This window comes from Streptomyces sp. NPDC059668 (assembly GCF_042734135.1).
GTDB lineage: Bacteria > Actinomycetota > Actinomycetes > Streptomycetales > Streptomycetaceae > Streptomyces.
Genome location: NZ_JBHWEL010000034.1, coordinates 1 through 19,937 on the forward strand (window position 1 = coordinate 1; position 19,937 = coordinate 19,937).

Genomic DNA, 19,937 nt, shown 5'->3' on the forward strand with positions numbered 1-19,937 from the left:
CGTTTGAGGACAAGGCCCTTAAGGCCGGACGGGGGTCTGGGGGCGGAGCCCCCAGGAACGGGACGGGTCGGGTAGGGGCGGCGGGGGCGAGGGACGTCAGTCGGCGAGGTGGCGGACCTGGTCCCACAGGACCGGGTCGACCACCCCGACCCGCCGCCGGAACTCCCCGACGGACACCTCGCGCAGCTCGTCCGTCTCCAGGAAACTCGCCCGCCCGTGCGCGTCCCCGACGGCCCCCGGCGGCAGCGGGATCACCCCGGCCCGCTCGTCGTGGTACTTGCTCGTGATCTTCGCGACGGTCGCCCGTTCCCCCCGCACCGTCAGGACCAGACACGGCCGGTCCTTGCCCCCGGCCACGTCCTCGTAGGGAACGTTCGCCCACCAGATCTCCGCCGGCCGGGGCCGCGTCCCGCCGGGCCGCCGCGAGGGCCGCCGGCCGGGACGACCGGGCGGCCGGGTACGCGCGGCGGGCCGGCGCCCACGGCGCCCCCAGCCGTCCACCAGCGTCGCGACGAGCGCGAGCAGCACCACGGCCGCCAACGCGAGCCACCAGGACGTGTCCATACCAAAGAAGGTACCGGCGCGCACCCCGCCGCGCCCCCCGCCCGCACGGCGCGCCCCTCCCACCTTCGTCCGAGCGTCCATCCGAACCGGTGACAGCACAGGTGAGTTCGCCCACAACAGCCCCTGGCGGAGGAGCGACCCGCCCTTTCGCGCCTTACGCTCGACGGACCGCACGACCCCCGTTTCCGTATCTGCTCCGAGTAGTTGCCTACCGCACTTACTCTCTGCACTTCCTGTCAGCGCGGAGGTTCCAGCTCTTATGAAGCTCACCGTCGTCGGCTGCTCGGGGTCGTTCCCGTCCGCGGAATCGGCCTGTTCGAGCTACCTCGTAGAGGCCGACGGCTTCCGGCTGCTTCTCGACATGGGCAACGGTGCCCTTGGCGAGCTGCAGCGCCACTGCGGTCTTTACGACCTCGACGCGATCTTCCTCAGCCATCTGCACGCCGACCACTGCATCGACATGTGCGCGTACTTCGTGGCGCGCTACTACCGCCACGAGGGCGGCCGCTGCGACCCGATCCCCGTCTACGGACCCGAGGGCACGGAGCAGCGTCTGACCACCGCGTACGCGGACACCCCCACCGCCTCCTCGATGAGCGAGGTCTTCGACTTCCACACGGTCAAGCCGGGCTCGTTCGAGATCGGCCCGTTCGCCGTGCACACGGAGCGGGTCCGCCACCCCGTGGAGGCGTACGCCATCCGTGTCGAGCACGGGGGGAGGTCGCTGACGTACTCCGGGGACACGGGTGTCACCGAGGCCCTGGACGAACTCGCCCGGGACACCGACCTGTTCCTCTGCGAGGCCGCGTTCACGCACGGCAAGGAGAACATCCCCGACCTGCATCTCAACGGCCGCGAGGCGGGCGAGACCGCCAGCCGTGCCGGGGCCCGGCGTCTCCTGCTCACCCACATCCCGCCGTGGACGGACCCCCGGATCAACCTGGCCGACGCCCGCACGGCGTACTCGGGCCCGGCGGATCTGGCGACGCCTCGGATGTCGTACGAGATCTAGTTCCGGAGCCGTACGACGCGTGAGGGCCCCCGGAGATCGCTCCGGGGGCCCTCACGCGTCGTGGGCGGTTCTTACTTGGCCTCGGCCTTCAGCAGCTCCGCCAGTTCCTCGTCCGACTCGCGGCCCGGCGTCGGCAGGTTCCACTTCGTGATCGCGAAGCGGAAGACGACGTAGTAGACGACCGCGAAGCAGAGTCCGACCAGGACCAGGCCCCACGGGTTGCTCGCGATGCCGAGGTTCAGGCCGAAGTCGACCGCGCCGGCCGAGAAGCCGAAGCCGTCCTTCATGCCGAGCGCCCAGGTCAGTGCCAGGGACGCGCCGGTGAGCAGGGCGTGGATGGCGTAGAGGACCGGCGCGATGAACATGAAGGTGAACTCGATCGGCTCGGTGACACCCGTGACGAAGGAGGTCAGAGCGATGGAGAACATCATGCCGCCGACGACCTTGCGGCGCTCGGGACGGGCGCAGTGCACGATCGCCAGGCACGCGGCCGGCAGGCCGAACATCATGATCGGGAAGAAGCCGGTCATGAACTGGCCCGCGGTCGGGTCGCCGGCCAGGAAGCGCCCGATGTCACCGCTCTTGCCGTGGTACTCGCCCGCCTGGAACCAGGGGAAGGAGTTCAGCAGGTGGTGCATGCCGATCGGGATCAGCGCACGGTTGGCGACACCGAAGATGCCGGCGCCGACGGCGCCCGAACCGACCAGCCACTCACCGAAGTTGTGCAGGCCGGTGCCGAGCACCGGCCAGATGTATCCGAACACGATGCCGATCAGCAGGCCCGCGAAGGCGGACAGGATCGGGACCAGACGGCGGCCGCCGAAGAAGCCGGCCCAGTCGGGCAGCTTGGTCCGGTGGAACTTCTGGTAGAGCAGGGCGACGACTATGCCCATCACCACGCCGCCCAGGACCTTGGCGTCCACCGGTGCGTCGACCATGACCACCTTGCCGTCGACGGCCGTGGCCACCTTCGGCAGGTTCTTGTCGGTGAAGGTCGCCAGCACGTTCTTGAAGACGAGGTAGCCGACCACCGCCGCGAGTGCCGTCGAGCCGTCCGACTTCTTCGCGAACCCGATCGCGATGCCCACGGCGAACAGCAGCGCCATGTTGTCGAGGATCGCGTTGCCGCCGGCGGCCATGAAGCCGGCGATCTTGGTGAAGAATGTGGGGAAGGACGGACGGCCGAGCATGTCGGTGTTGCCCAGTCGCACCAGGAGCGCGGCGGCGGGCAGTACGGCGACCGGCAACATCAGGCTGCGGCCGATGCGCTGCAGAACAGCCATCACGCCGGGGCCCTTCTTCTTGTCGGCCGCGGGAGCGGCACTGGCCGTGGACACAACTTCCTCCAGTGGACAAGGCGCCGCCCGGGGGACAAGGAAGGGGTGGGGGCGGCGTGGTCTACACCACTCAGTGGTGTAGACCTGTTGTAGCACGGTGAAGGCTGCATAAGGAACCCACGAATTTTGTGGCCTCGGCCATACCGGGAATACCCCCTGCATTCATGCCGAAAGGCCCCCGGACCTGCGGGTCCGGGGGCCTTTCGGATGGGGGAGGGCTACGCCTTGGTGAGGTCCTCGACCTCTTCCTCCGGCTCCCGTCCCGGCGTCCTGAGGTCGAACCTGGTGATCGCGAACCGGAAGATCACGTAGTACAGGACGGCGAAGCACAGCCCGATCGGGATGATCGCCCACGGTCTCGTCGCCAGGTTCCAGTTGATGACGTAGTCGATCAGACCCGCCGAGAAACTGAAGCCGTCGTGCACGCCCAGGCCCCAGGTCACCGCCATGGAGACACCGGTGAGCACCGCGTGGACGGCGTACAGCACCGGCGCGATGAACACGAAGGAGTACTCGATCGGCTCGGTGATACCGGTGACGAACGACGTCAGCGCGAGCGACAGCATCATGCCGCCGATCTCCTTGCGGCGATGCGGCCGCGCACAGTGCGTCATGGCCAGACAGGCGGCCGGCAGCGCGAACATCATGATGGGGAAGAAGCCCGAGGTGAACTGCCCCGCGTTCGGGTCGCCCTGCAAGAACATGTTGATGTCACCGTGCACCACCGTCCCGTCCGGCGTGGTGTAGCTGCCGAACTGGAACCAGATGGGCACGTTCAGGAACTGGTGCAGGCCGATCACCAGCAGCGCGCGGTTGGCCACGCCGAACACACCCGCACCCCACGCGCCCAGACTGACCAGCCAGTCGCTGAAGGTCTGCAGGCCGTCGCCGATCGGCGGCCAGATCCACAGGCACAGCGCGGCGAACACGATGGCCACGAACGACATGATGATCGGCACGAGCCGGCGCCCGTTGAAGAAGCCCAGCCAGTCGACCAGCCTGGTGCGATGGAACCGCTGCCAGAAATAGGCGGTCAGCAGCCCCATGACGATGCCGCCGAAGACCCCCGGATTCTGGTACGTGAACGCCGTCACGGACGTGTCGGGCAACTGGCAGCCGATGTTCTGGATGACCTTCGCCTGCTGCGCGCAGCTCTCCGGGAACTGGTGCAGCACGCCGAAGTAGACGAGGAACCCCGCGACCGCCGCGAGCGCGGTGGAACCGTCCGCCTTCTTCGCCATACCGATGGACACCCCGACGCAGAACAGCAGGGGCAGCCCCAGCGAACCGTCGAGCAGCGCGCCGCCGGCGCCCTTCATGACCTTGGAGACGCTGTCCCAGCCGAGTCCGTCCGGGCCGAACATGTCCGGTTGGCCGAAACGGTTGAGGATGCCCGCGGCGGGCAGCACCGCGATCGGGAGCTGAAGACTGCGGCCCATCTTCTGGAGCCCCTGGAACAGGTTGTTCCAGCGGGCGCGCGCGGGTACGGCGGCGCTGTCGGCACTCATGGGCGTCCTTTGGGCGGAGCCGGGTTTGGCGACCGTCCGGCAACTGGTGTAGACCAGTCGGATGTGGGCCGGCCGGTGAAGACCGGTCGGCGCGCGGCCGCACTGTCGTGAACGCCATCATTCGGTACACACCGCATGAGTGCTCGCGAAGTTGGGCCAACTGTGGGTTACTGCGACAAAGCGGTTCGGATCAGGGAGTAGGACATGGCCACCAAGGCTGAGAAGATCGTCGCCGGACTCGGCGGCATCGACAACATCGAAGAGGTCGAAGGCTGCATCACCCGCCTCCGCACCGAGGTCATCGACCCGAGCAAGGTCGACGAGGCCGCCCTGAAGGCAGCCGGAGCCCACGGCGTCGTCAAGATGGGCACCGCCATCCAGGTCGTCATCGGCACCGACGCCGACCCCATCGCCGCGGACATCGAAGACATGATGTGAGCCACGCTCCCCCGAGCCCGGCTCACCCCTGAGGGGCTGCTTCCGCCAACGGAGGCAGCCCCTCATCCGCATGCCGCTAGGCTCGACGCCATGTCTCGAATCGACGGCCGCACCCCTGAACAACTGCGCCCCATCACCATCCAGCGCGGCTGGAGCAAGCACGCCGAAGGCTCCGTCCTCGTCTCCTTCGGCGACACCAAGGTGTTCTGCACCGCCTCCGTCACGGAGGGCGTCCCCCGCTGGCGCAAGGGCAGCGGCGAGGGCTGGGTCACCGCCGAGTACTCCATGCTCCCCCGCGCCACCAACACCCGCGGCGACCGCGAGTCCGTCCGCGGCAAGATCGGCGGCCGCACCCACGAGATCAGCCGCCTGATCGGCCGCTCCCTGCGCGCCGTCATCGACTACAAGGCCCTCGGCGAGAACACCATCGTCCTCGACTGCGACGTCCTGCAGGCCGACGGCGGCACCCGCACCGCGGCCATCACCGGCGCCTACGTCGCACTGGCCGACGCGATCACCTGGGCCCAGAACAAGAAGCTGGTCAAGGCCGGCCGCAAGCCCCTCACCGGCACGGTCTCCGCCGTCTCCGTCGGCATCGTCGGCGGCGTCCCCCTCCTCGACCTCTGCTACGAGGAGGACGTCAAGGCCGACACCGACATGAACGTCGTCTGCACCGGCGACGGCCGCTTCGTCGAGGTCCAGGGCACCGCCGAGGCCGAACCCTTCGACCGCAAGGAACTCAACGCCCTCCTCGACCTCGCCGTCTCCGGCTGCGACGAACTCGCGGCGATCCAACGGGCGGCGCTCGAGGCAACCGTGGGTTAACCCTTCGCGTTCTAAGGGGTACGGGCGTACGGTCCAGCCGTGCGCCCCGCCGGCCCCCCACGGGGCGGGCCGACCGCACCACCGGTCGACCACATCCTGTCCACGGGGAGGGACCGTTCCATGGCCGCGCGCCACCGTCGCCGCACCGCCGCAATCGCCGTCGCCGCCGCACTGATCGCCCTGCCCGCGGCGGTCGGCTGCGACGCCGTCGACAAAGCCCTGGACTGCGTCCAGACCGCCGACTCCATCGCCGACAGCGTCACCAACCTCCAGCAGGCCGTGGAGAACGCGGCGAACGACCCGACACAGACCGACCAGTCCCTCAACGCGATAGAGCAGAACCTCGGCAAGATCGGCGACAAGACGGACAACACGGATGTCAACAAGGCCGTCGACGACCTCCGCAAGGCCGTCGACAACGTCCGCACCGCCGTCAGGAACGGGGACGACACCCCCGACATCAGCCCCGTCACCGACGCCGCCGGGGAACTGACCAAGGTCTGCACCCCGTAGGAACCATCCCCGGCCGTTGGGGATACTGAGGGCCATGACCCGCCTGATCCTCGCCACCCGCAACGCCGGAAAGATCACCGAGCTCAAGGCGATCCTCGCCGACGCCGGTCTCAGCCACGACCTCGTCGGCGCGGAGGCCTTCCCGGAGATCCCCGACGTCAAGGAGACCGGCGTCACCTTCGCCGAGAACGCCCTCCTCAAGGCCCACGCCCTGGCCCGCGCCACCGGCCTGCCAGCCGTCGCCGACGACTCCGGCCTCTGCGTCGACGTCCTGAACGGCGCGCCCGGCATCTTCTCCGCCCGCTGGGCCGGCCGGCACGGCGACGACCAGGCCAACCTGGACCTCCTGCTGGCCCAGCTCTCCGACATCGACGAGCCGCACCGGGGCGCCCACTTCGCCTGCGCCGCGGCCCTCGCCCTGCCCGACGGCACGGAACGGGTGGTGGAGGGCCAGCTGAGGGGCACCCTCCGGCACACCCCCGCGGGCACGAACGGCTTCGGCTACGACCCGGTCCTCCAGCCGGACGGGGAGACGCGCACCTGCGCGGAACTCTCCCCCGACGAGAAGAACGCGATCAGCCACCGGGGGAAGGCGTTCCGGGGGCTGGTGCCGGTGGTTCGGGAGTTGTTGGGCTGAGCGCCCACATGAAAACGGCCTGCGTATCTTTCGATTCGCAGGCCGTTTGTCGTGCGGCGGAAGGGATTCGAACCCTCAAGCCGTTTCACGGGCCACAGATCCTAAGTCTGCTGCGTCGCCATTGCGCCACCGCCGCCAACCGCCTGCCATCGTACCGGCCGCGAGCTTGTCGGTGAGCGGCGGTTTTGTGTCACGCCGATTCCCGGCCCCGGACGCTTCTCCTGCACCAGGTGGCCGTGAGCGCGTGGCAGTTCGGGCACAGGTAGCGCAGATTCTCCCTGCGGTTGTCCCGCCAGTTCCCGTCCACGTGGTCGATCTGCAAGGTGATGGGCCGGCCCAGCCACTCACCGGTGTTGCCACATGTCACACACAGGTACGGCACCCCGATCTCGGTCAGGGCTCGATGGAGCTGAGTCCTGTTGGTCCGGCCGGCGGCCTCCGGCAGGACGGCCAGCACCTTGCTCGCTCTCTCCGCAGGTGCGGGGTCCGCGGGCCGTCCCCAGCTCCGACGCTTGAAGTGGCTCGTCCCGAGACCGATGCGGGTGACCGCGCGTCGGATTCGTCTGTGGTTGGTGTCGTTGACCTCCAGCCCGAGACCGCGCATGACGTCGGCGTAGCTGGTGCAGTGTTCTACGAGGTCGCGAAGCCGGTCCTCGGGGATCGCCAGGCGCCGGTGGGAGAAGTGCTCGATGTCGACGCCCCTCGTGCGCAGCATGTGTGCCAACGCGGCGCGTGAGCGGCTGTCATCCGCCACACCGAGTGCGCGGGCCACGCCGCGGACACTGTTCGCTGCGGCAGCCGCTTCTCTCAACTCCTCAGTAGTGAAGGAGAGTTCGGAGTCGGAGCGCTTGATCCCGAGGAAATGATCGACATCGATGCCCGCCGCGGCGATACGGCGCCGGAGGTGGGACAGAGTTCCCGTCGCCGGGGTCGCGCCCAGTTTGAGTGCCACTTCGCGCAGCGACGAGGAAGAGGCGGCAGCCTCGGCGATGGCGGTGTCGGGATACTTCCGCCACGGGGTGCGCCGGGCGAAGTGGCCGGTGTCCAGCCCGTACGCGACCGCCTTCTCCTGGAGCACGCGGCGCCGGCCGCCGCTCGGCTCGAGACCGAGCCGCCGCATCAGGTCCGTCCAATCGCGGGCCTCCGCGACGACCTGTGCGAGCCGTTCCCTCGCGTAGGGATCCGACGGCGGGGTCTCACCTCCGCGTGCCGTCCCGCCTTCGGGTCCCGGTGCGTTCCCCATGCTCTTCTTCTCTCCGATCCGATCGCCTGTTCGCGACCTCGTACGGAGTAACGAACCGCTTATCGGACAGTCACGCTCGATGTTCGGGGCTGCTGAAGGCCGGCCCGCGGAGGAGGCATGGTGCGAGGTGCCAGGGGTGGAGGCAGGCCGGCGCCGGAGCGGCCGGACCTGCCTCCCGGCGTGCGGATCCCCTTCCGGAGGGCCGGGCGGTCTCAGACCCCCAGATCCTTGATGATCTTCGCCACGTGCCCCGTCGCCTTCACGTTGTACAGCGCGCGCTCGACCTTGCCCTCCTCGTCCACCACGACCGTGGAGCGGATGACGCCGACGACCGTCTTGCCGTACAGCTTCTTCTCGCCGAAGGCGCCGTACGCCTCCAGGACGGTCTTGTCGGGGTCGCCGACCAGGGTGACCTTCAGGGACTCCTTCTCGCGGAACTTGGCGAGCTTCTCGGGCTTGTCGGGGGAGACGCCGATGACGTCGTAGCCCGCGCCCGCCAGGAGGTCGAGGTTGTCCGTGAAGTCGCAGGCCTGCTTCGTGCAGCCGGGGGTCAGGGCGGCCGGGTAGAAGTAGACGATGACCTTGCGGCCCTTGTGGTCGGCGAGGGAGACCTCGTTGCCGTCGGCGTCGGGCAGGGTGAAGGCGGGGGCGGTGTCGCCGGGCTGGAGTCGCTCGCTCATCGGTACCTCACGTGGCCGGGGGATGGTTACGGAACTACGGAGTGAGCGTAATGGGGGGTGCCGAGGGGTGCGTCGCAGCGTGAGCTGACAGACTGTCGACTGCACAGAGTTCGAGAATCGACCACGGAGGCAGCGCGGTGTCGGATACGTCGAGAACGTCGGATACCAGGACTCCGGCGCAGATCGAGGCGGACATCAAGCGCCGCCGTGAAACCCTGGCGGAGACGCTGGACGAGATCGGTGTGCGGGTGCACCCGAAGACGATCGTCGGGGACGCGAAGGCCAAGGTCGCCGCGAACATCGATCACACCGTCGGGCGGGCGTACGTGGGTGTCCACCGCGTCGTCGGTGATGTGAAGGGCCGGCTGGTCACCGAGGACGGCGCGCCGAGGCTGGAGCGGATCGTGCCGGTCGCCCTCGTGGTGGTGGGCGTGGTGGGGCTGCTCACCGTGCGCTCGCGGCGCCGCAAGCGCTGACCCGGCTGCGTACCGACGGCTCAAAGGCAGGTAGGTTCGGGGCGTGAGCGCCAATCAGGACAAGCAGAACACCCACCAGGACAAGTTGCCCATCCGCATGCTGCACGACCGTGTGCTGGTGCGGCAGGACGCCGCCGAGGGCGAGCGGCGTTCCGGCGGCGGCATCCTGATCCCCGCGACGGCGGCCGTCGGCCGGCGGCTCGCCTGGGCCGAGGTCGTCGCGGTCGGGCAGAACGTGCGGACGGTGGAGCCGGGCGACCGTGTGCTCTACGACCCGGAGGACCGGGCCGAGGTCGAGGTGCGCGGGATCGCGTACGTGCTGATGCGCGAGCGGGATCTGCACGCCGTGGCCGCCGACCGGTTCGAGGGTTCCGAGGACTCGACCGGCCTCTATCTGTAGTGAGCGGTCCGAAAGGGGCTGGTGACCATGGTCACCAGTCCCTTTTGCCTGTGCTTTGCTACCTTGGAGGTACCCGACGAGACGCGCCGTACCGGGACCCCGCAAAGACGACGCACCCCTGTTGCCCCATGGACGGAGGTGCCTGTCATGGCCTGGATCCTGCTGCTCGTCGCCGGCCTGCTGGAGGTCGGCTGGTCGATCGGGATGAAGTACACGGACGGTTTCACGAGGCTGGTGCCGAGCGTGCTCACGGGCGCGGGCGTCGTCGCGAGCATGGTGCTGCTGTCGTACGCGGCGAAGTCGCTGCCCATCGGCACGGCGTACGGCGTGTGGGTGGGAATCGGCGCGGCCGGTGCGGCGGTGCTCGGCATGGTCGTGCTCGGTGAGCCGGCGACCGCCGCCCGGATCTTCTTCGTCTGTCTGCTGCTGGTGGCCGTGGTCGGTCTGAAGGTCACCTCCGGCCACTGACCTGTCACGGCCGCCGCCCGGCGGCTACTGCCTTCTTCCCGTGAGCCCGGTCAGCGGTCCCGCCCCGGTGGTGGTGCCCGTCGTCCCGCCGTCGGTGGCGCCGCCGCTGCCCGGGGTGCCCCCGTCGGTGGTGCCCCCGTCGGTGGTGGTGCCCCCGTCGGTCGCGCCGCCGGTGGTCGTCCCGTCGGTGGTGCCGCCGTCGGTGGTGGTGCCGGTGGTCGTCCCGTCCGTGGTGGTGCCGCCGTCGGTGGTGCCGCCGTCCGTCTGGCCCTGGGTCTGGCCGCCGTTGTCCCCGGGCGGCGGGCTCTGGGTGTCCTGGCCGCCGGTCGCGGCGCCGCCGTTGTCCTGGCCGCCGGTGCCGGGGGACTGGCCGGTGGGTCCGGTGCTCGGGGGCTGCTGCTGCTCCTCGGCGCCCGGCTGGAGCCGGAGGTCGAAGTCGCTCGGGCTGGTGCCCTTGAGCGCGGACTTCGTGTACTGCGCCCAGATCTGCGCCGGGTAGCCGCCGCCGTTGATCCGGGCCTGGCCGAGCGCGCCGTACAGGGACTTGTGGACGCCGGTGTCGGGGTCCTGGCCCATGACGGCGACGACGGTGGCGAGGTTCGGGGTGTAGCCCGCGAACCAGGCCGCCTGGTCCTCCTCCGCGGTGCCGGTCTTGCCCGCGGCGGGCCGGCCGGCGGCCTGCGCGGCCGTGCCGGTGCCGCCCTCGACGACGCTCCGCAGTACGGAGGTGGTGGTGTCGGCGGCCTGCCGGGTCACCGCCTGCTTCGTGTCCTGCTTGGGCAGGTGCACGTCCGCGGCGCCCTCCTTGGTGATCTTGTCGACGAGCGTGTACGTGCCGTGTTCGCCGTGGTTGGCGAGGGTCGCGTAGGCCTGCGCCATGTCGAGGACGCTCGCGGTGGACGGGCCGAGCGCGATCGAGGGGGTGGCGGTGAGGTCCGGGGTGTCGGCGGGGACGCCGAGGTCGACGGCGGTCTCCTTGACCTTGGACGGGCCGACGTCCACGGCCATCTGCGCGTACACGGCGTTGACGGACTTGTCGGTGGCGGTGCCTACGGTGATGGGTCCGTACGAGACGTTGTCCTCGTTCTCGGGTGCGTACGGGCCGCCGTTCCAGCCCTCCACGGGACGCTTGTTCGTGCCGTCGTAGTAGGTGTTCGGGGTGATCCGGCGGCCGTCCTCGGTGCGTGAGTCGTTCTGTACGGCCGAGGTGAACACGAACGGCTTGAAGGTCGAGCCGACCTGGTAGTCGCGGCGCGTGGCGTTGTTCACGTACTGCTTGGTGTAGTCGATGCCGCCGTACATGGCGACGACCTTGCCGTTGGCCGGGTCGATGGAGACGCCGCCGGCGCGGACGTAGCGGTCGACCTTGCGGTTCTTCTTGTCGAGGTGGCTCATCACCTGGTCGTCGACGGCCTTCACGAAGGCGTCCTGCTTGGGCTTCTGCAGGGTGGTCGTGATGCGGTAGCCGCCGGTCTGCAGGGTGTCCTCGTCGATGATCTTGTGTTCGACGAGGTAGTCGTTGACGGCCTTGACGACGTAGCCGCGCTGCCCGGACATGCCGGTGGCGATCACCGACTGCTTGGGCTCGGGGAAGGTGACCTGGGCGCGTGCCGCCGGGGTCAGCCACTGCTTCTTGACCATGCCGTCGAGGACGTAGTTCCAGCGGGCGAGGGCCGCGGCCTTGTTCTCGGGGTGCGCGATGACGTCGTACTCGCTCGGCGCGTTCAGGAGCGCGGCGAGGTAGGCGCCCTGACCGACCGTCAGGTCCTGGGCGTCGACGCCGTAGTAGGCCTGGGCGGCGGCCTGGATGCCGTACGCGTTGCGGCCGTAGTAGCTGGTGTTGAGGTAGCCCTCGAGGATGTCGGACTTGCTCTTCTGGCGGTCGAGCTTGATGGAGATGAAGAACTCCTTCACCTTCCGGGTGGCGGTCTGCTCCTGGGCCAGGTAGTAGTTCTTCACGTACTGCTGGGTGATCGTCGAGCCGGACTGCTTGCCCTTGCCGGTGGCGGTGTTCCAGCCGGCGCGGATCATCGCCTTGGGGTCGATGGCGGACTCGGTGTAGAAGTCCCGGTCCTCGGCGGCGAGCGCCGCGTGCTGGGCGTCCTTCGAGATCTGCGCGAGCGACACGTTCTCGCGGTTGACCTCGCCGTCGCGGGCGAGCTGGCTGCCGTCCGCGTAGAGGTAGACGTTGCTCTGCTTGGTCGCGGCGGCGTTCGCGGACGGGATCTTGACCAGGTAGTAGCCGAGCGCGAAGAGACCGATCACGAGCAGGACCAGGCCGAGGAAGGTGCCGAGGACCATGCGCCAGGTGGGGATGAGGCGCCCCCAGCCGGTGCGCTTGCGCCGCGCCTTCTTTCCCGGCTTCCCCGGCTGTCCCGGTCCCTCCGGCTGCCCCGGTTCCTCCAGTCGCGCTGGTTCCGGCGTCTTCCCGGGTTCCCGTGGCGTTCCCGGCTGCCCGGGCCTCGCGGGGCGTGCCGACTGCGGGTGTGCCTGCGGATTCCCGGGGCGTGCGGGCGGCGCGGCTTCCTGCGGGTTCCCGGCTTGCCCGGGCCACGCGGGCTGAGTGGGCTGCGCGGGTCCCTGTGGAATCCCGGGGCGTGCGGGTTGCGCGGGTCCTTGCGAGTTCCCGGCTTCCCCGGATCTCGCCGGCCGCGTGGGCTGCGCGGGTTCCTGCGGCTTCTCGGGGCGTGCGGGCCGCGCGGGTCCCTGCGGGTTCCCGGCTTCCTCGGGCCTCGTGGGCTGCGTGGGTCCCTGCGGCTTCTCAGGTCGTGCGGGCTGCGCGTGTTCTTCCGGCTTCTCCGGCCCTTCCGGCTTCCGGGTCTCGTCCGGCGGTCCGGTCTCCTCCGGCTTCCGGGTCTCCTCCGGCCGTCCGGTTCCCTCCGGCTTCGCCGGCCCTCCCGGCTTCGCCGGGTCCCCCGGATTTCCGGGCGGCTTCCCCGGCTCACCGGGTCCGCCCGGTGCAGCCTGGGCAGCCGGCTCGGGCCCCCTGGGTGCCCAGCCCTCGTTGTGCTGCTGCGGCTGCGGCTTGTCGCTCATCTGTTTGCCGGACTCCTGATTCACGTCGTACGCACCCGTACGACCCCATACGCCTTGTGCGCCCCCTCTTGAAGACTGTCGCACCGAGCGTTCCGTTCCCGGATTCCGGCACGCGTCGTGCCGGAAAATGCCTGGCAGCGAGCGCCGCCGTGGTACTAGGCTCCTGCGCTTCGGCCGAAAACGGCTTTCCCGGTGCAAGGAGGACTTCCTCGTGGGGACAGGGCGGTTGTACACGGCCGTCGCCCTGGGCGGGTTCCGGCGCTACGCCACCTACCGGACGGCGACGGCCGCCGGTGTGTTCACGAACACCGTCTTCGGGCTCATCCTGGCGTACATCATGAGCGCGCTGTGGGACGAGAAACCGCACCTCGGCGGCTACGACCAGGCACAGGCGCTCTCCTACGTGTGGCTGTCCCAGGCGCTGCTCATGGTGGTCGCGACCATGGGCGGCGGCTTCGAGGACGAGCTCCTGGAGCGCATCCGTACGGGTGACATCGCGATCGACCTCTACCGTCCCGCGGACCTCCAGCTGTGGTGGCTGGCCCAGGACCTGGGCCGGGCGCTGTTCCATCTGCTGGGGCGCGGGGTGGTCCCGCTCGTGTTCGGCGCGCTCTGTTTCGAGCTGGCGCTGCCCACGGACCCGCTGACCTGGCTGGCGTTCCTCGTCGCGGTCGCGCTCGGGGTGCTCGTCAGTTTCTCGATCCGCTATCTCGTCGCCCTGTCCGCCTTCTGGCTCCTGGACGGGGCGGGCACGGCCCAGATGTCCATGATCGCGGGCGTCTTCTGCTCGGGGATGCTGCTGCCGCTGAACGTCTTCCCGGGTGTCCTGGGCGAGGTGGTGCGCGCCCTGCCGTGGTCGTCCCTGATCCAGGCGCCCGTCGACGTGCTGCTCGGTACGGCGGACCCGCTCGGCACGTACGCGTTCCAGGGGGCCTGGGCCGTCGGGCTGCTGGCGCTCGGACGGCTCCTCCAGTCGGTGGCGACGCGAAGGGTGGTGGTGCAGGGTGGTTAGCCCGGTGGACAGTGCGGTGGACGGTCCGGTCGGCGGGCGGTCCCGGACGGCCGAGGACCCGTGGGCCCGGCAGGGGGTGTACGCCCGGACGCGCGACGGGCTGAGCGCGTACCGCATGATCGCCGCCATGTGGATCCGCTCCACGATGGCCTACCGTGCCTCCTTCGCGATGACCACCTTCGGCAACTTCGCGGCGACCGGCCTGGACTTCGTCGCGATCCTGCTGATGTACTCGCAGATCGACCGGCTCGGCGGTTACAGCCTGCCCGAGGTCGCCTTCCTGTACGGCGTCTCGGCCACCGCGTTCGGGCTCACGGACCTCGCCCTCGGTTCGATGGACCGGCTCGGGCGCCGGGTGCGCGACGGCACGCTCGACACACTGCTCGTGCGGCCCGTGCCGGTGCTCGCGCAGGTCGCCGCGGACCGCTTCGCGCTGCGCCGGCTGGGCCGGATCACCCAGGGACTGCTGGTGTTCGGGTACGCGGTGACCGCGCTCGACCTCACGTGGACGCCGCTGAAGGTGCTGCTGGTCCCGCTGATGGTGCTGAGCGGCGCCGCGATCTTCTCGGCCGTGTTCGTGGCCGGCGCGGCCTTCCAGTTCGTCGCGCAGGACGCCTCCGAGGTGCAGAACTCCTTCACGTACGGCGGCAGTACGCTCCTGCAGTACCCGCCGACCGTCTTCGCCAAGGACCTGGTGCGCGGGGTCACCTTCGTGCTTCCGCTCGCCTTCGTGAACTGGCTGCCCGCTCTCTACGTCCTGGGGCGGCCCTATCCGCTCGACCTGCCGGTCTGGGTCGCCTTCGCACCACCGCTGGTCGCGGCGGGCTGCTGCGTGCTGGCAGGAGCCGCCTGGCGGGCGGGACTTCGTTCCTATCGCAGCACGGGGAGCTGAACCGACATGACAACGGACCTGGTCGCGGACCCGGTTGACGCCTTCATCGAGCTCGACCGCGTCGAGAAGGTCTTCGACGTGCGCAAGAAGACCGGCTTCCTGCGCAGCGAGCGCCGTCAGGTGCGGGCGGTGGACTCCCTCTCCTTCACCGTGCCGCGCGGTGAGATGGTCGGTTACATCGGGCCGAACGGCGCCGGGAAGTCCACCACCATCAAGATGCTGACCGGGATCCTCACGCCGAGCGGCGGCCGGCTGCGGGTCGCGGGCATCGACCCGTCCCGGGAGCGGACCCGGCTCGCGCGGCGGATCGGGGTCGTCTTCGGGCAGCGTACGACGCTGTGGTGGGACCTTCCGCTGATCGACTCCTACCGGCTGATGCACCGCATGTACCGCATCCCGGACGCCCGTTACCGGGAGAACCTCGACCGTTGTGTCGAGCTCCTCGAACTGGGGGAGCTGTTGGACGTGCCGGTGCGGCAGCTGTCCCTCGGCCAGCGGATGCGCGGGGACATCGCGGCGGCGCTGCTGCACGACCCCGAGGTCCTCTATCTCGACGAGCCGACGATCGGCCTGGACGTGATCAGCAAGGCCAGGGTCCGTTCGTTCCTGCGCGACCTGAACGCCGAGCGCGGTACGACGGTGCTGCTCACCACGCACGATCTCACCGACATCGAGCAGCTGTGCCGGCGGGTGATGGTCATCGACCACGGGCGGCTGATGTACGACGGTCCGCTGACCGGGCTGCACGAGGTGGGGGAGAGCGAGCGGACCCTGGTGGTCGACCTGGAGCGGGAACTTCCGCCCGTGGAGGTGGAGTCGGCGCGGGTCGTGAAGGTGGAGGGGCCGCGGCAGTGGCTGGCCTTCCCGGCGTCGGCGTCGGCGGCGGAGCTGGTGGCGCGGATCGCGGCCGAGTACCCCCTGGTGGACCTCTCGGTGCGGGAGCCGGACATCGAGGCGGTCATCAGCCGCATGTACGAGGAGAAGGCTCTCTCGTAGGCTGGCCCCATGACCGAGGATGTGCCTTCCCGGGGAAGCGACGACCAGCGTCCGGTGCCGCGGGCTCCCGAACCCGCGGGCCCGGAGCTGCGAGCCTCCGACGCCGATCGTGAACGGGTCGCCGAACAGCTCAGGGACGCCCTCGCGGAGGGGCGTCTCGACATGGAGGAGTTCGAGGAGCGGCTGGAGGCGACGTTCAAGGCCCGTACGTACCGGGATCTGGCGCCGCTCACCCGCGATCTCCCGGGCCCGGCCGGCGCGACTCCCGTGAACATGGTCAAAGAGCCTGCTGAGAGCGGGAGTTGGGCCGCGCGGATCGTCGGCGGGGAGGGATCGTCCGCATGGGGGGTCGCGATCCTGTCCGGGTTCGAACGCAAGGGCCGCTGGACCGTGCCGCGGCGCTTCAGCTCCTTCGCGTTCATGGGCGGCGGTGAGATCGACCTGCGCGAGGCGAACTTCGCCGACCGTGAGGTCGTCATCAACTGCGTGGCGGTCATGGGCGGTGTGAACGTCGTGGTGCCGCCCGGTGTGGAGGTCGTCGTCCGCGGTATCGGCATCATGGGCGGCTTCGACCACCGGGAGGAGGGGCGACCGGGCGACCCCGGCGCCCCGCGTGTGATCGTCACGGGCTTCGCGTTCTGGGGCGGGGTCGGCGTCGAGCGGAAGATCACCCGCGCCGAGCGGCTGCGCCTGAGGGAGGAGCGCCGCCGGCAGAAGCTGGACCGCAAGGCCGGCCGCGGGGAGCTGGGGGCCGGCTCACGGGGCCGCCTCGACGACGTGTACGACGCCCACCTGGAGGCGCTCGAAGAGGCCCGTGACCTGATCCGCGAGCGTCACGAGGAGCGCCGGGAGAGGCACGCCGAGCGGCGCGAACGTCACGAGGCCCGTCGCGACGAGCGCAACCGCCGCCGCCACCGGGATTTCTGAACCCGGTCGGCCCCCGCTACAGCTCCGCCGGGGCCGATCCCTTCAGGTCGTCGAGGTCGAAGACCTCCGCCATCCGCTCGTACCCCTTGTCGCTCGGGTGGAGATGGTCGCCCGAGTCGTAGTCGGAGCGGAGCCTGCGCGGGTCGTACGGGTCGCGCAGCGCCTTGTCGAAGTCGACGACGGCGTCGTACACGAGGCCCGCGCGGATCTCCTCGTTGACGGCCCGGCGCACCGCGTCGCGGTCGCTGCGGTAGCCGCGGTGGCCGCCGAAGGGCATCAGGGTCGCGCCGACGACGCGCAGTCCCCGGGCGTGCGCCTGCTGGACCAACCGGCGCAGTCCGTCGGTGATCGCGCGCGGATCGGCCTGGTACGGGTTGCGCAGGATGTCGTTGACACCGAGGTCGATGACGACGGCCCTGACGTTCGTGCGGTCGAGCACGTCGCGGCGGAAGCGGTTGAGGCCGCTGGGGTTGTCGGCGGGCCGGCCGAGGCCGTCGGCCAGGACGCGGTTGCCGCTGATGCCCTGGTTGACGACGCTGTAGCGCGGCACGTCCCCGGAACCGGCCGCGGCGCGCAGCCGCTCCGAAAGGACGTCCGTCCAGCGGTGGTTGGCGCCCGTCGTGGAGGTGATGCCGTCGGTGAGCGAGTCGCCCAGGGCGACTACGGTGCCCGCCGACTCGTTGCTGAGCACGTCGAGGGCGGTCAGATAGCGCCAGTACGGGGTCTGTTGGGTGTACGCGGTGCCGGTCGGGTCCTCGGTGCGGTCGCCCTCGGCCACGTACGAGATCTGCCGGGCGTGCTGGTGGTAGGTGACCGGGCCGGACGGGGTGGGGGAGTACGTGGTGACGAGGACGTCGGTGTCGCGGGGGATCCGGATCCGTACGCCGTCGCTCATCACCTGCCGGCCCGCCGGGACGACCACGGCGGTGCTGCCGGCGAAGGTGAGGCGGCTCATGGTCCCGGCCGCGGCTGCCGCGTCGTTCTCGGCCGCGGCGACCGCGATCGAGGCGTGCGTGATGCGCAGCGGCTGCTCTCCGTAGAGGTTGGAGAGGGTGATACGGGCGTCGGTGCCGCCGACGCCCACGTGCACGACGTTGCGCACGGAGCGGCCCGCCATGCCGGTGTCCTCGGTGCCGGGTTCGGCTCCGCCGGGTGAGGCCGACCAGGCGCCGACCCAGGTGCCGACGGAGGCGGGGGCCGCGGGGTTGTGCGGGCCGGGGGCGCCGGCGAGGGCGCTGCGGGTGCTGTTTCCGTCGTCGGCCGCGGCCCCTATGTATATGGCTGCGGATATGACCACGATCACGGCGACGATCGCGGCCAGCAGGGCATAACCGTGACGCTTGGTCATGCGGTGCGTGTCTCCTCGGGCGAGGGGAGCCCGAGGCTCCGATCTGATGAACCCATGATGCGTCATGGGGTAGAGGGAGATGGACAGGACCCCTTCCGGGGCGACCCTGAGGCGTCCCGGAGATCTCCCTGATTTCCCCCCGTCCGAACAGACGCCGGGAACTCCTGTTCCGTTCCAGGAGTCGGTCAGGAAGGGACAATGGGTACGTGATCTCGGACGGGGTCGGCGAACGGGTGGAGCGCATGGAACGCACAGAACCGGAAGCGGCGGACACGGAGGGGCGGCGGGCCCGGCCGGGCGGCGTGACGGACCGCACGGCGACGGCACCCGGCCCGGCGAACCGCACGATGTCCTCGTTCAGTCCCGCCGACGAGGAGAAGCAGCGCGGCGTCCGCCGGATGAAGGTGACGGCGACGGGCCTCCTGCTCCTGGTCGCACTGGTCTATGTCCTCGCCACGTGGGCGTCGCACGAGGGCGCGGGCCCCTGGGCCGGTTATGTCGCCGCGGCCGCCGAGGCCGGCATGGTCGGCGCGCTCGCGGACTGGTTCGCGGTCACGGCCCTCTTCCGCCATCCGCTCGGCCTGCCCATCCCGCACACCGCGATCATCCCCACCAAGAAGGACCAGCTCGGTGTGTCGCTCGGCGAGTTCGTCGGCGAGAACTTCCTCTCCGAGGAGGTCGTCCGCCAGCGGCTGCGCGCCGTGGGCATCGGCGGCAGGCTGGGGACCTGGCTCGCCGAACCGGAGCACGCGGACCGGGTCACGGCGGAGCTGGCCACCGCTCTCAGGGGAGCGCTGACCGTCCTGCGCGACTCCGACGTGCAGGCGGTGGTCGGCGAGGCCATCACGCGCCGCGCCGACGCCCAGGAGATCGCGCCCGGCATAGGGAAGATGCTGGAGAGGGTCGTCGCGGACGGCGGTCACAAGAGGGTCGTGGACCTGATCTGCGCCCGCGCCCACGACTGGCTGGTGCTCCACGACGAGCAGGTCATGGACGCCGTGCAGGGCGGCGCGCCCGGCTGGACCCCCCGGTTCGTCGACAAGAAGGTGGGCGAGCGGGTCTACAAGGAGCTGCTGCGCTTCGTCACCGAGATGCGCGACGCCCCGTCCCACCCGGCGCGCGGAGCCCTCGACCGCTTCCTCGGCGACTTCGCAGCCGACCTCCAGTCCGACACCGACACCCGTGCCCGGGTCGAGCGCCTCAAGGGCGAGGTGCTCGGCCGCGGTGAGGTCCAGGACCTGATCGCCTCCGCCTGGACGGCCGTACGATCCATGATCGTTTCCGCTGCCGAGGACGAGCGCAGCGAGCTGCGTCTGCGGGTGCGGGCCTCGCTGCTCTCGCTGGGCACCCGTATGGCCACCGAACCCAAGCTCCAGGCCAAGGTGGACCGATGGGTCGAGGGCGCGGCGGTGTACGTGGTGACGACCTACCGCAAGGAGATCACCTCCCTGATCACCGACACCGTCGCCGGCTGGGACGCCGAGCACACGACCCGGAAGATCGAGGCGCACATCGGCCGTGACCTGCAGTTCATCCGGATCAATGGCACGGTGGTGGGATCACTGGCCGGACTGCTGATCTACGTGGTGTCGCGAGCGGTGGGGGCGTAACCACCCCGCGGCGGG

At 70.1% G+C, this 19,937-nt stretch carries 20 protein-coding genes, 1 tRNA gene and 1 riboswitch; of the genes, 13 read left to right on the forward strand and 8 right to left on the reverse strand.

The window, feature by feature from the left end:
• Positions 1–96: 96 nt before the first annotated feature.
• On the reverse strand, positions 97–564 hold the full coding sequence (locus ACFV2J_RS23630; RefSeq protein ID WP_385440420.1) for a type II toxin-antitoxin system PemK/MazF family toxin: 468 nt from the start codon (positions 562–564) through the stop codon (positions 97–99).
• Between the two features lie 259 nt (positions 565–823).
• Here ACFV2J_RS23630 and ACFV2J_RS23635 point away from each other — a divergent pair, with 259 nt between their 5' ends.
• On the forward strand, positions 824–1,576 hold the full coding sequence (locus tag ACFV2J_RS23635; RefSeq protein ID WP_385098491.1) for an MBL fold metallo-hydrolase: 753 nt from the start codon (positions 824–826) through the stop codon (positions 1,574–1,576).
• Between the two features lie 71 nt (positions 1,577–1,647).
• Here ACFV2J_RS23635 and ACFV2J_RS23640 read toward each other — a convergent pair whose 3' ends face one another.
• A complete protein-coding gene (locus ACFV2J_RS23640; RefSeq protein ID WP_385082340.1) occupies positions 1,648–2,913 on the reverse strand; it encodes a PTS transporter subunit EIIC in 1,266 nt (421 codons plus the stop codon).
• A gap of 218 nt (positions 2,914–3,131) precedes the next feature.
• Complete coding sequence (locus ACFV2J_RS23645) at positions 3,132–4,421, reverse strand: PTS transporter subunit EIIC (protein ID WP_385082339.1); 1,290 nt, start codon at positions 4,419–4,421, stop codon at positions 3,132–3,134.
• Between the two features lie 204 nt (positions 4,422–4,625).
• Here ACFV2J_RS23645 and ACFV2J_RS23650 point away from each other — a divergent pair, with 204 nt between their 5' ends.
• The 4 genes from ACFV2J_RS23650 (at position 4,626) to rdgB (ending at position 6,834) form a co-directional block, all read left to right on the forward strand.
• The gene (locus tag ACFV2J_RS23650; protein ID WP_030299876.1) at positions 4,626–4,859 is read left to right on the forward strand and encodes a glucose PTS transporter subunit EIIB; all 234 of its coding nucleotides are present in this window, start codon (positions 4,626–4,628) and stop codon (positions 4,857–4,859) included.
• 90 nt (positions 4,860–4,949) lie between these two features.
• Positions 4,950–5,684 (forward strand): ribonuclease PH, encoded by a 735-nt coding sequence (gene rph / locus ACFV2J_RS23655; RefSeq protein WP_385082338.1) that lies wholly within the window; start codon positions 4,950–4,952, stop codon positions 5,682–5,684.
• A gap of 120 nt (positions 5,685–5,804) precedes the next feature.
• Positions 5,805–6,197, forward strand: coding sequence for a hypothetical protein (locus ACFV2J_RS23660; protein ID WP_385082336.1), 393 nt, complete (start codon positions 5,805–5,807; stop codon positions 6,195–6,197).
• A gap of 34 nt (positions 6,198–6,231) precedes the next feature.
• Positions 6,232–6,834: an RdgB/HAM1 family non-canonical purine NTP pyrophosphatase gene (rdgB, locus tag ACFV2J_RS23665; RefSeq protein WP_385082334.1), complete on the forward strand. Its 603-nt coding sequence runs from the start codon at positions 6,232–6,234 to the stop codon at positions 6,832–6,834.
• 52 nt (positions 6,835–6,886) lie between these two features.
• On the opposite strand, the gene ACFV2J_RS23670 is transcribed toward rdgB, so the two are convergent.
• From ACFV2J_RS23670 to bcp, 3 genes are all read right to left on the reverse strand, one after another.
• Positions 6,887–6,970: transfer RNA gene (locus tag ACFV2J_RS23670), tRNA-Leu, on the reverse strand.
• Positions 6,971–7,024: 54 nt separating this feature from the next.
• A complete protein-coding gene (locus tag ACFV2J_RS23675; RefSeq protein WP_385082333.1) occupies positions 7,025–8,077 on the reverse strand; it encodes an HNH endonuclease in 1,053 nt (350 codons plus the stop codon).
• Positions 8,078–8,289: 212 nt separating this feature from the next.
• Positions 8,290–8,757 carry a thioredoxin-dependent thiol peroxidase gene (bcp, locus tag ACFV2J_RS23680; protein ID WP_359491108.1) on the reverse strand — a complete coding sequence of 156 codons (468 nt, stop codon included), beginning with the start codon at positions 8,755–8,757 and terminating at the stop codon, positions 8,290–8,292.
• Between the two features lie 137 nt (positions 8,758–8,894).
• Between bcp and ACFV2J_RS23685 the strand changes: the two genes are divergently transcribed.
• The 3 genes from ACFV2J_RS23685 to sugE all read left to right on the forward strand — a co-directional run bounded on the left by ACFV2J_RS23685 (position 8,895) and on the right by sugE (position 10,101).
• Complete coding sequence (locus ACFV2J_RS23685) at positions 8,895–9,233, forward strand: DUF3618 domain-containing protein (protein WP_385082331.1); 339 nt, start codon at positions 8,895–8,897, stop codon at positions 9,231–9,233.
• A gap of 97 nt (positions 9,234–9,330) precedes the next feature.
• Positions 9,331–9,633 carry a co-chaperone GroES gene (locus tag ACFV2J_RS23690; RefSeq protein WP_187285621.1) on the forward strand — a complete coding sequence of 101 codons (303 nt, stop codon included), beginning with the start codon at positions 9,331–9,333 and terminating at the stop codon, positions 9,631–9,633.
• A 52-nt stretch (positions 9,634–9,685) separates the two neighbouring features.
• Positions 9,686–9,750, forward strand: a riboswitch (guanidine-III (ykkC-III) riboswitch).
• Positions 9,751–9,780: 30 nt separating this feature from the next.
• Positions 9,781–10,101, forward strand: coding sequence for a quaternary ammonium compound efflux SMR transporter SugE (gene sugE, locus ACFV2J_RS23695; protein WP_148008600.1), 321 nt, complete (start codon positions 9,781–9,783; stop codon positions 10,099–10,101).
• Positions 10,102–10,125: 24 nt separating this feature from the next.
• Here the strand turns inward: sugE and ACFV2J_RS23700 are convergent, their stop codons facing one another.
• Complete coding sequence (locus ACFV2J_RS23700; protein WP_385082329.1) at positions 10,126–12,402, reverse strand: transglycosylase domain-containing protein; 2,277 nt, start codon at positions 12,400–12,402, stop codon at positions 10,126–10,128.
• Positions 12,403–13,348: 946 nt separating this feature from the next.
• On the opposite strand from ACFV2J_RS23700, the gene ACFV2J_RS23705 reads away from it, so the two are divergent.
• The 4 genes from ACFV2J_RS23705 (at position 13,349) to ACFV2J_RS23720 (ending at position 16,964) form a co-directional block, all read left to right on the forward strand.
• Complete coding sequence (locus ACFV2J_RS23705; protein WP_385082328.1) at positions 13,349–14,149, forward strand: ABC transporter permease; 801 nt, start codon at positions 13,349–13,351, stop codon at positions 14,147–14,149.
• Positions 14,150–14,225: 76 nt separating this feature from the next.
• Positions 14,226–15,041 (forward strand): ABC transporter permease, encoded by an 816-nt coding sequence (locus ACFV2J_RS23710; protein WP_385082346.1) that lies wholly within the window; start codon positions 14,226–14,228, stop codon positions 15,039–15,041.
• A 6-nt stretch (positions 15,042–15,047) separates the two neighbouring features.
• Positions 15,048–16,037 carry an ATP-binding cassette domain-containing protein gene (locus ACFV2J_RS23715; RefSeq protein WP_153290358.1) on the forward strand — a complete coding sequence of 330 codons (990 nt, stop codon included), beginning with the start codon at positions 15,048–15,050 and terminating at the stop codon, positions 16,035–16,037.
• A gap of 9 nt (positions 16,038–16,046) precedes the next feature.
• Positions 16,047–16,964: a DUF1707 domain-containing protein gene (locus tag ACFV2J_RS23720; RefSeq protein ID WP_385082326.1), complete on the forward strand. Its 918-nt coding sequence runs from the start codon at positions 16,047–16,049 to the stop codon at positions 16,962–16,964.
• Positions 16,965–16,980: 16 nt separating this feature from the next.
• On the opposite strand, the gene ACFV2J_RS23725 is transcribed toward ACFV2J_RS23720, so the two are convergent.
• Positions 16,981–18,312 (reverse strand): SGNH/GDSL hydrolase family protein, encoded by a 1,332-nt coding sequence (locus ACFV2J_RS23725; RefSeq protein WP_385082325.1) that lies wholly within the window; start codon positions 18,310–18,312, stop codon positions 16,981–16,983.
• 242 nt (positions 18,313–18,554) lie between these two features.
• Between ACFV2J_RS23725 and ACFV2J_RS23730 the strand changes: the two genes are divergently transcribed.
• Complete coding sequence (locus ACFV2J_RS23730; RefSeq protein WP_385082344.1) at positions 18,555–19,922, forward strand: DUF445 domain-containing protein; 1,368 nt, start codon at positions 18,555–18,557, stop codon at positions 19,920–19,922.
• Positions 19,923–19,937: the final 15 nt, after the last annotated feature.

Excerpts from the sequence above, each read along its gene's own strand:
- ACFV2J_RS23730 (WP_385082344.1), top strand. The coding sequence starts at position 18,555 with ATGGAACGCACAGAACCGGAAGCGGCGGACACGGAGGGGCGGCGGGCC.
- ACFV2J_RS23660 (WP_385082336.1), top strand. The coding sequence starts at position 5,805 with ATGGCCGCGCGCCACCGTCGCCGCACCGCCGCAATCGCCGTCGCCGCC.
- ACFV2J_RS23675 (WP_385082333.1), bottom strand. The coding sequence starts at position 8,077 with ATGGGGAACGCACCGGGACCCGAAGGCGGGACGGCACGCGGAGGTGAG.
- ACFV2J_RS23715 (WP_153290358.1), top strand. The coding sequence starts at position 15,048 with ATGACAACGGACCTGGTCGCGGACCCGGTTGACGCCTTCATCGAGCTC.
- ACFV2J_RS23645 (WP_385082339.1), bottom strand. The coding sequence starts at position 4,421 with ATGAGTGCCGACAGCGCCGCCGTACCCGCGCGCGCCCGCTGGAACAAC.
- ACFV2J_RS23630 (WP_385440420.1), bottom strand. The coding sequence starts at position 564 with ATGGACACGTCCTGGTGGCTCGCGTTGGCGGCCGTGGTGCTGCTCGCG.
- rdgB (WP_385082334.1), top strand. The coding sequence starts at position 6,232 with ATGACCCGCCTGATCCTCGCCACCCGCAACGCCGGAAAGATCACCGAG.
- ACFV2J_RS23635 (WP_385098491.1), top strand. The coding sequence starts at position 824 with ATGAAGCTCACCGTCGTCGGCTGCTCGGGGTCGTTCCCGTCCGCGGAA.
- sugE (WP_148008600.1), top strand. The coding sequence starts at position 9,781 with ATGGCCTGGATCCTGCTGCTCGTCGCCGGCCTGCTGGAGGTCGGCTGG.
- bcp (WP_359491108.1), bottom strand. The coding sequence starts at position 8,757 with ATGAGCGAGCGACTCCAGCCCGGCGACACCGCCCCCGCCTTCACCCTG.
- ACFV2J_RS23725 (WP_385082325.1), bottom strand. The coding sequence starts at position 18,312 with ATGACCAAGCGTCACGGTTATGCCCTGCTGGCCGCGATCGTCGCCGTG.
- ACFV2J_RS23720 (WP_385082326.1), top strand. The coding sequence starts at position 16,047 with ATGACCGAGGATGTGCCTTCCCGGGGAAGCGACGACCAGCGTCCGGTG.
- ACFV2J_RS23700 (WP_385082329.1), bottom strand. The coding sequence starts at position 12,402 with ATGGTCCTCGGCACCTTCCTCGGCCTGGTCCTGCTCGTGATCGGTCTC.
- rph (WP_385082338.1), top strand. The coding sequence starts at position 4,950 with ATGTCTCGAATCGACGGCCGCACCCCTGAACAACTGCGCCCCATCACC.
- ACFV2J_RS23690 (WP_187285621.1), top strand. The coding sequence starts at position 9,331 with ATGCTGCACGACCGTGTGCTGGTGCGGCAGGACGCCGCCGAGGGCGAG.
- ACFV2J_RS23650 (WP_030299876.1), top strand. The coding sequence starts at position 4,626 with ATGGCCACCAAGGCTGAGAAGATCGTCGCCGGACTCGGCGGCATCGAC.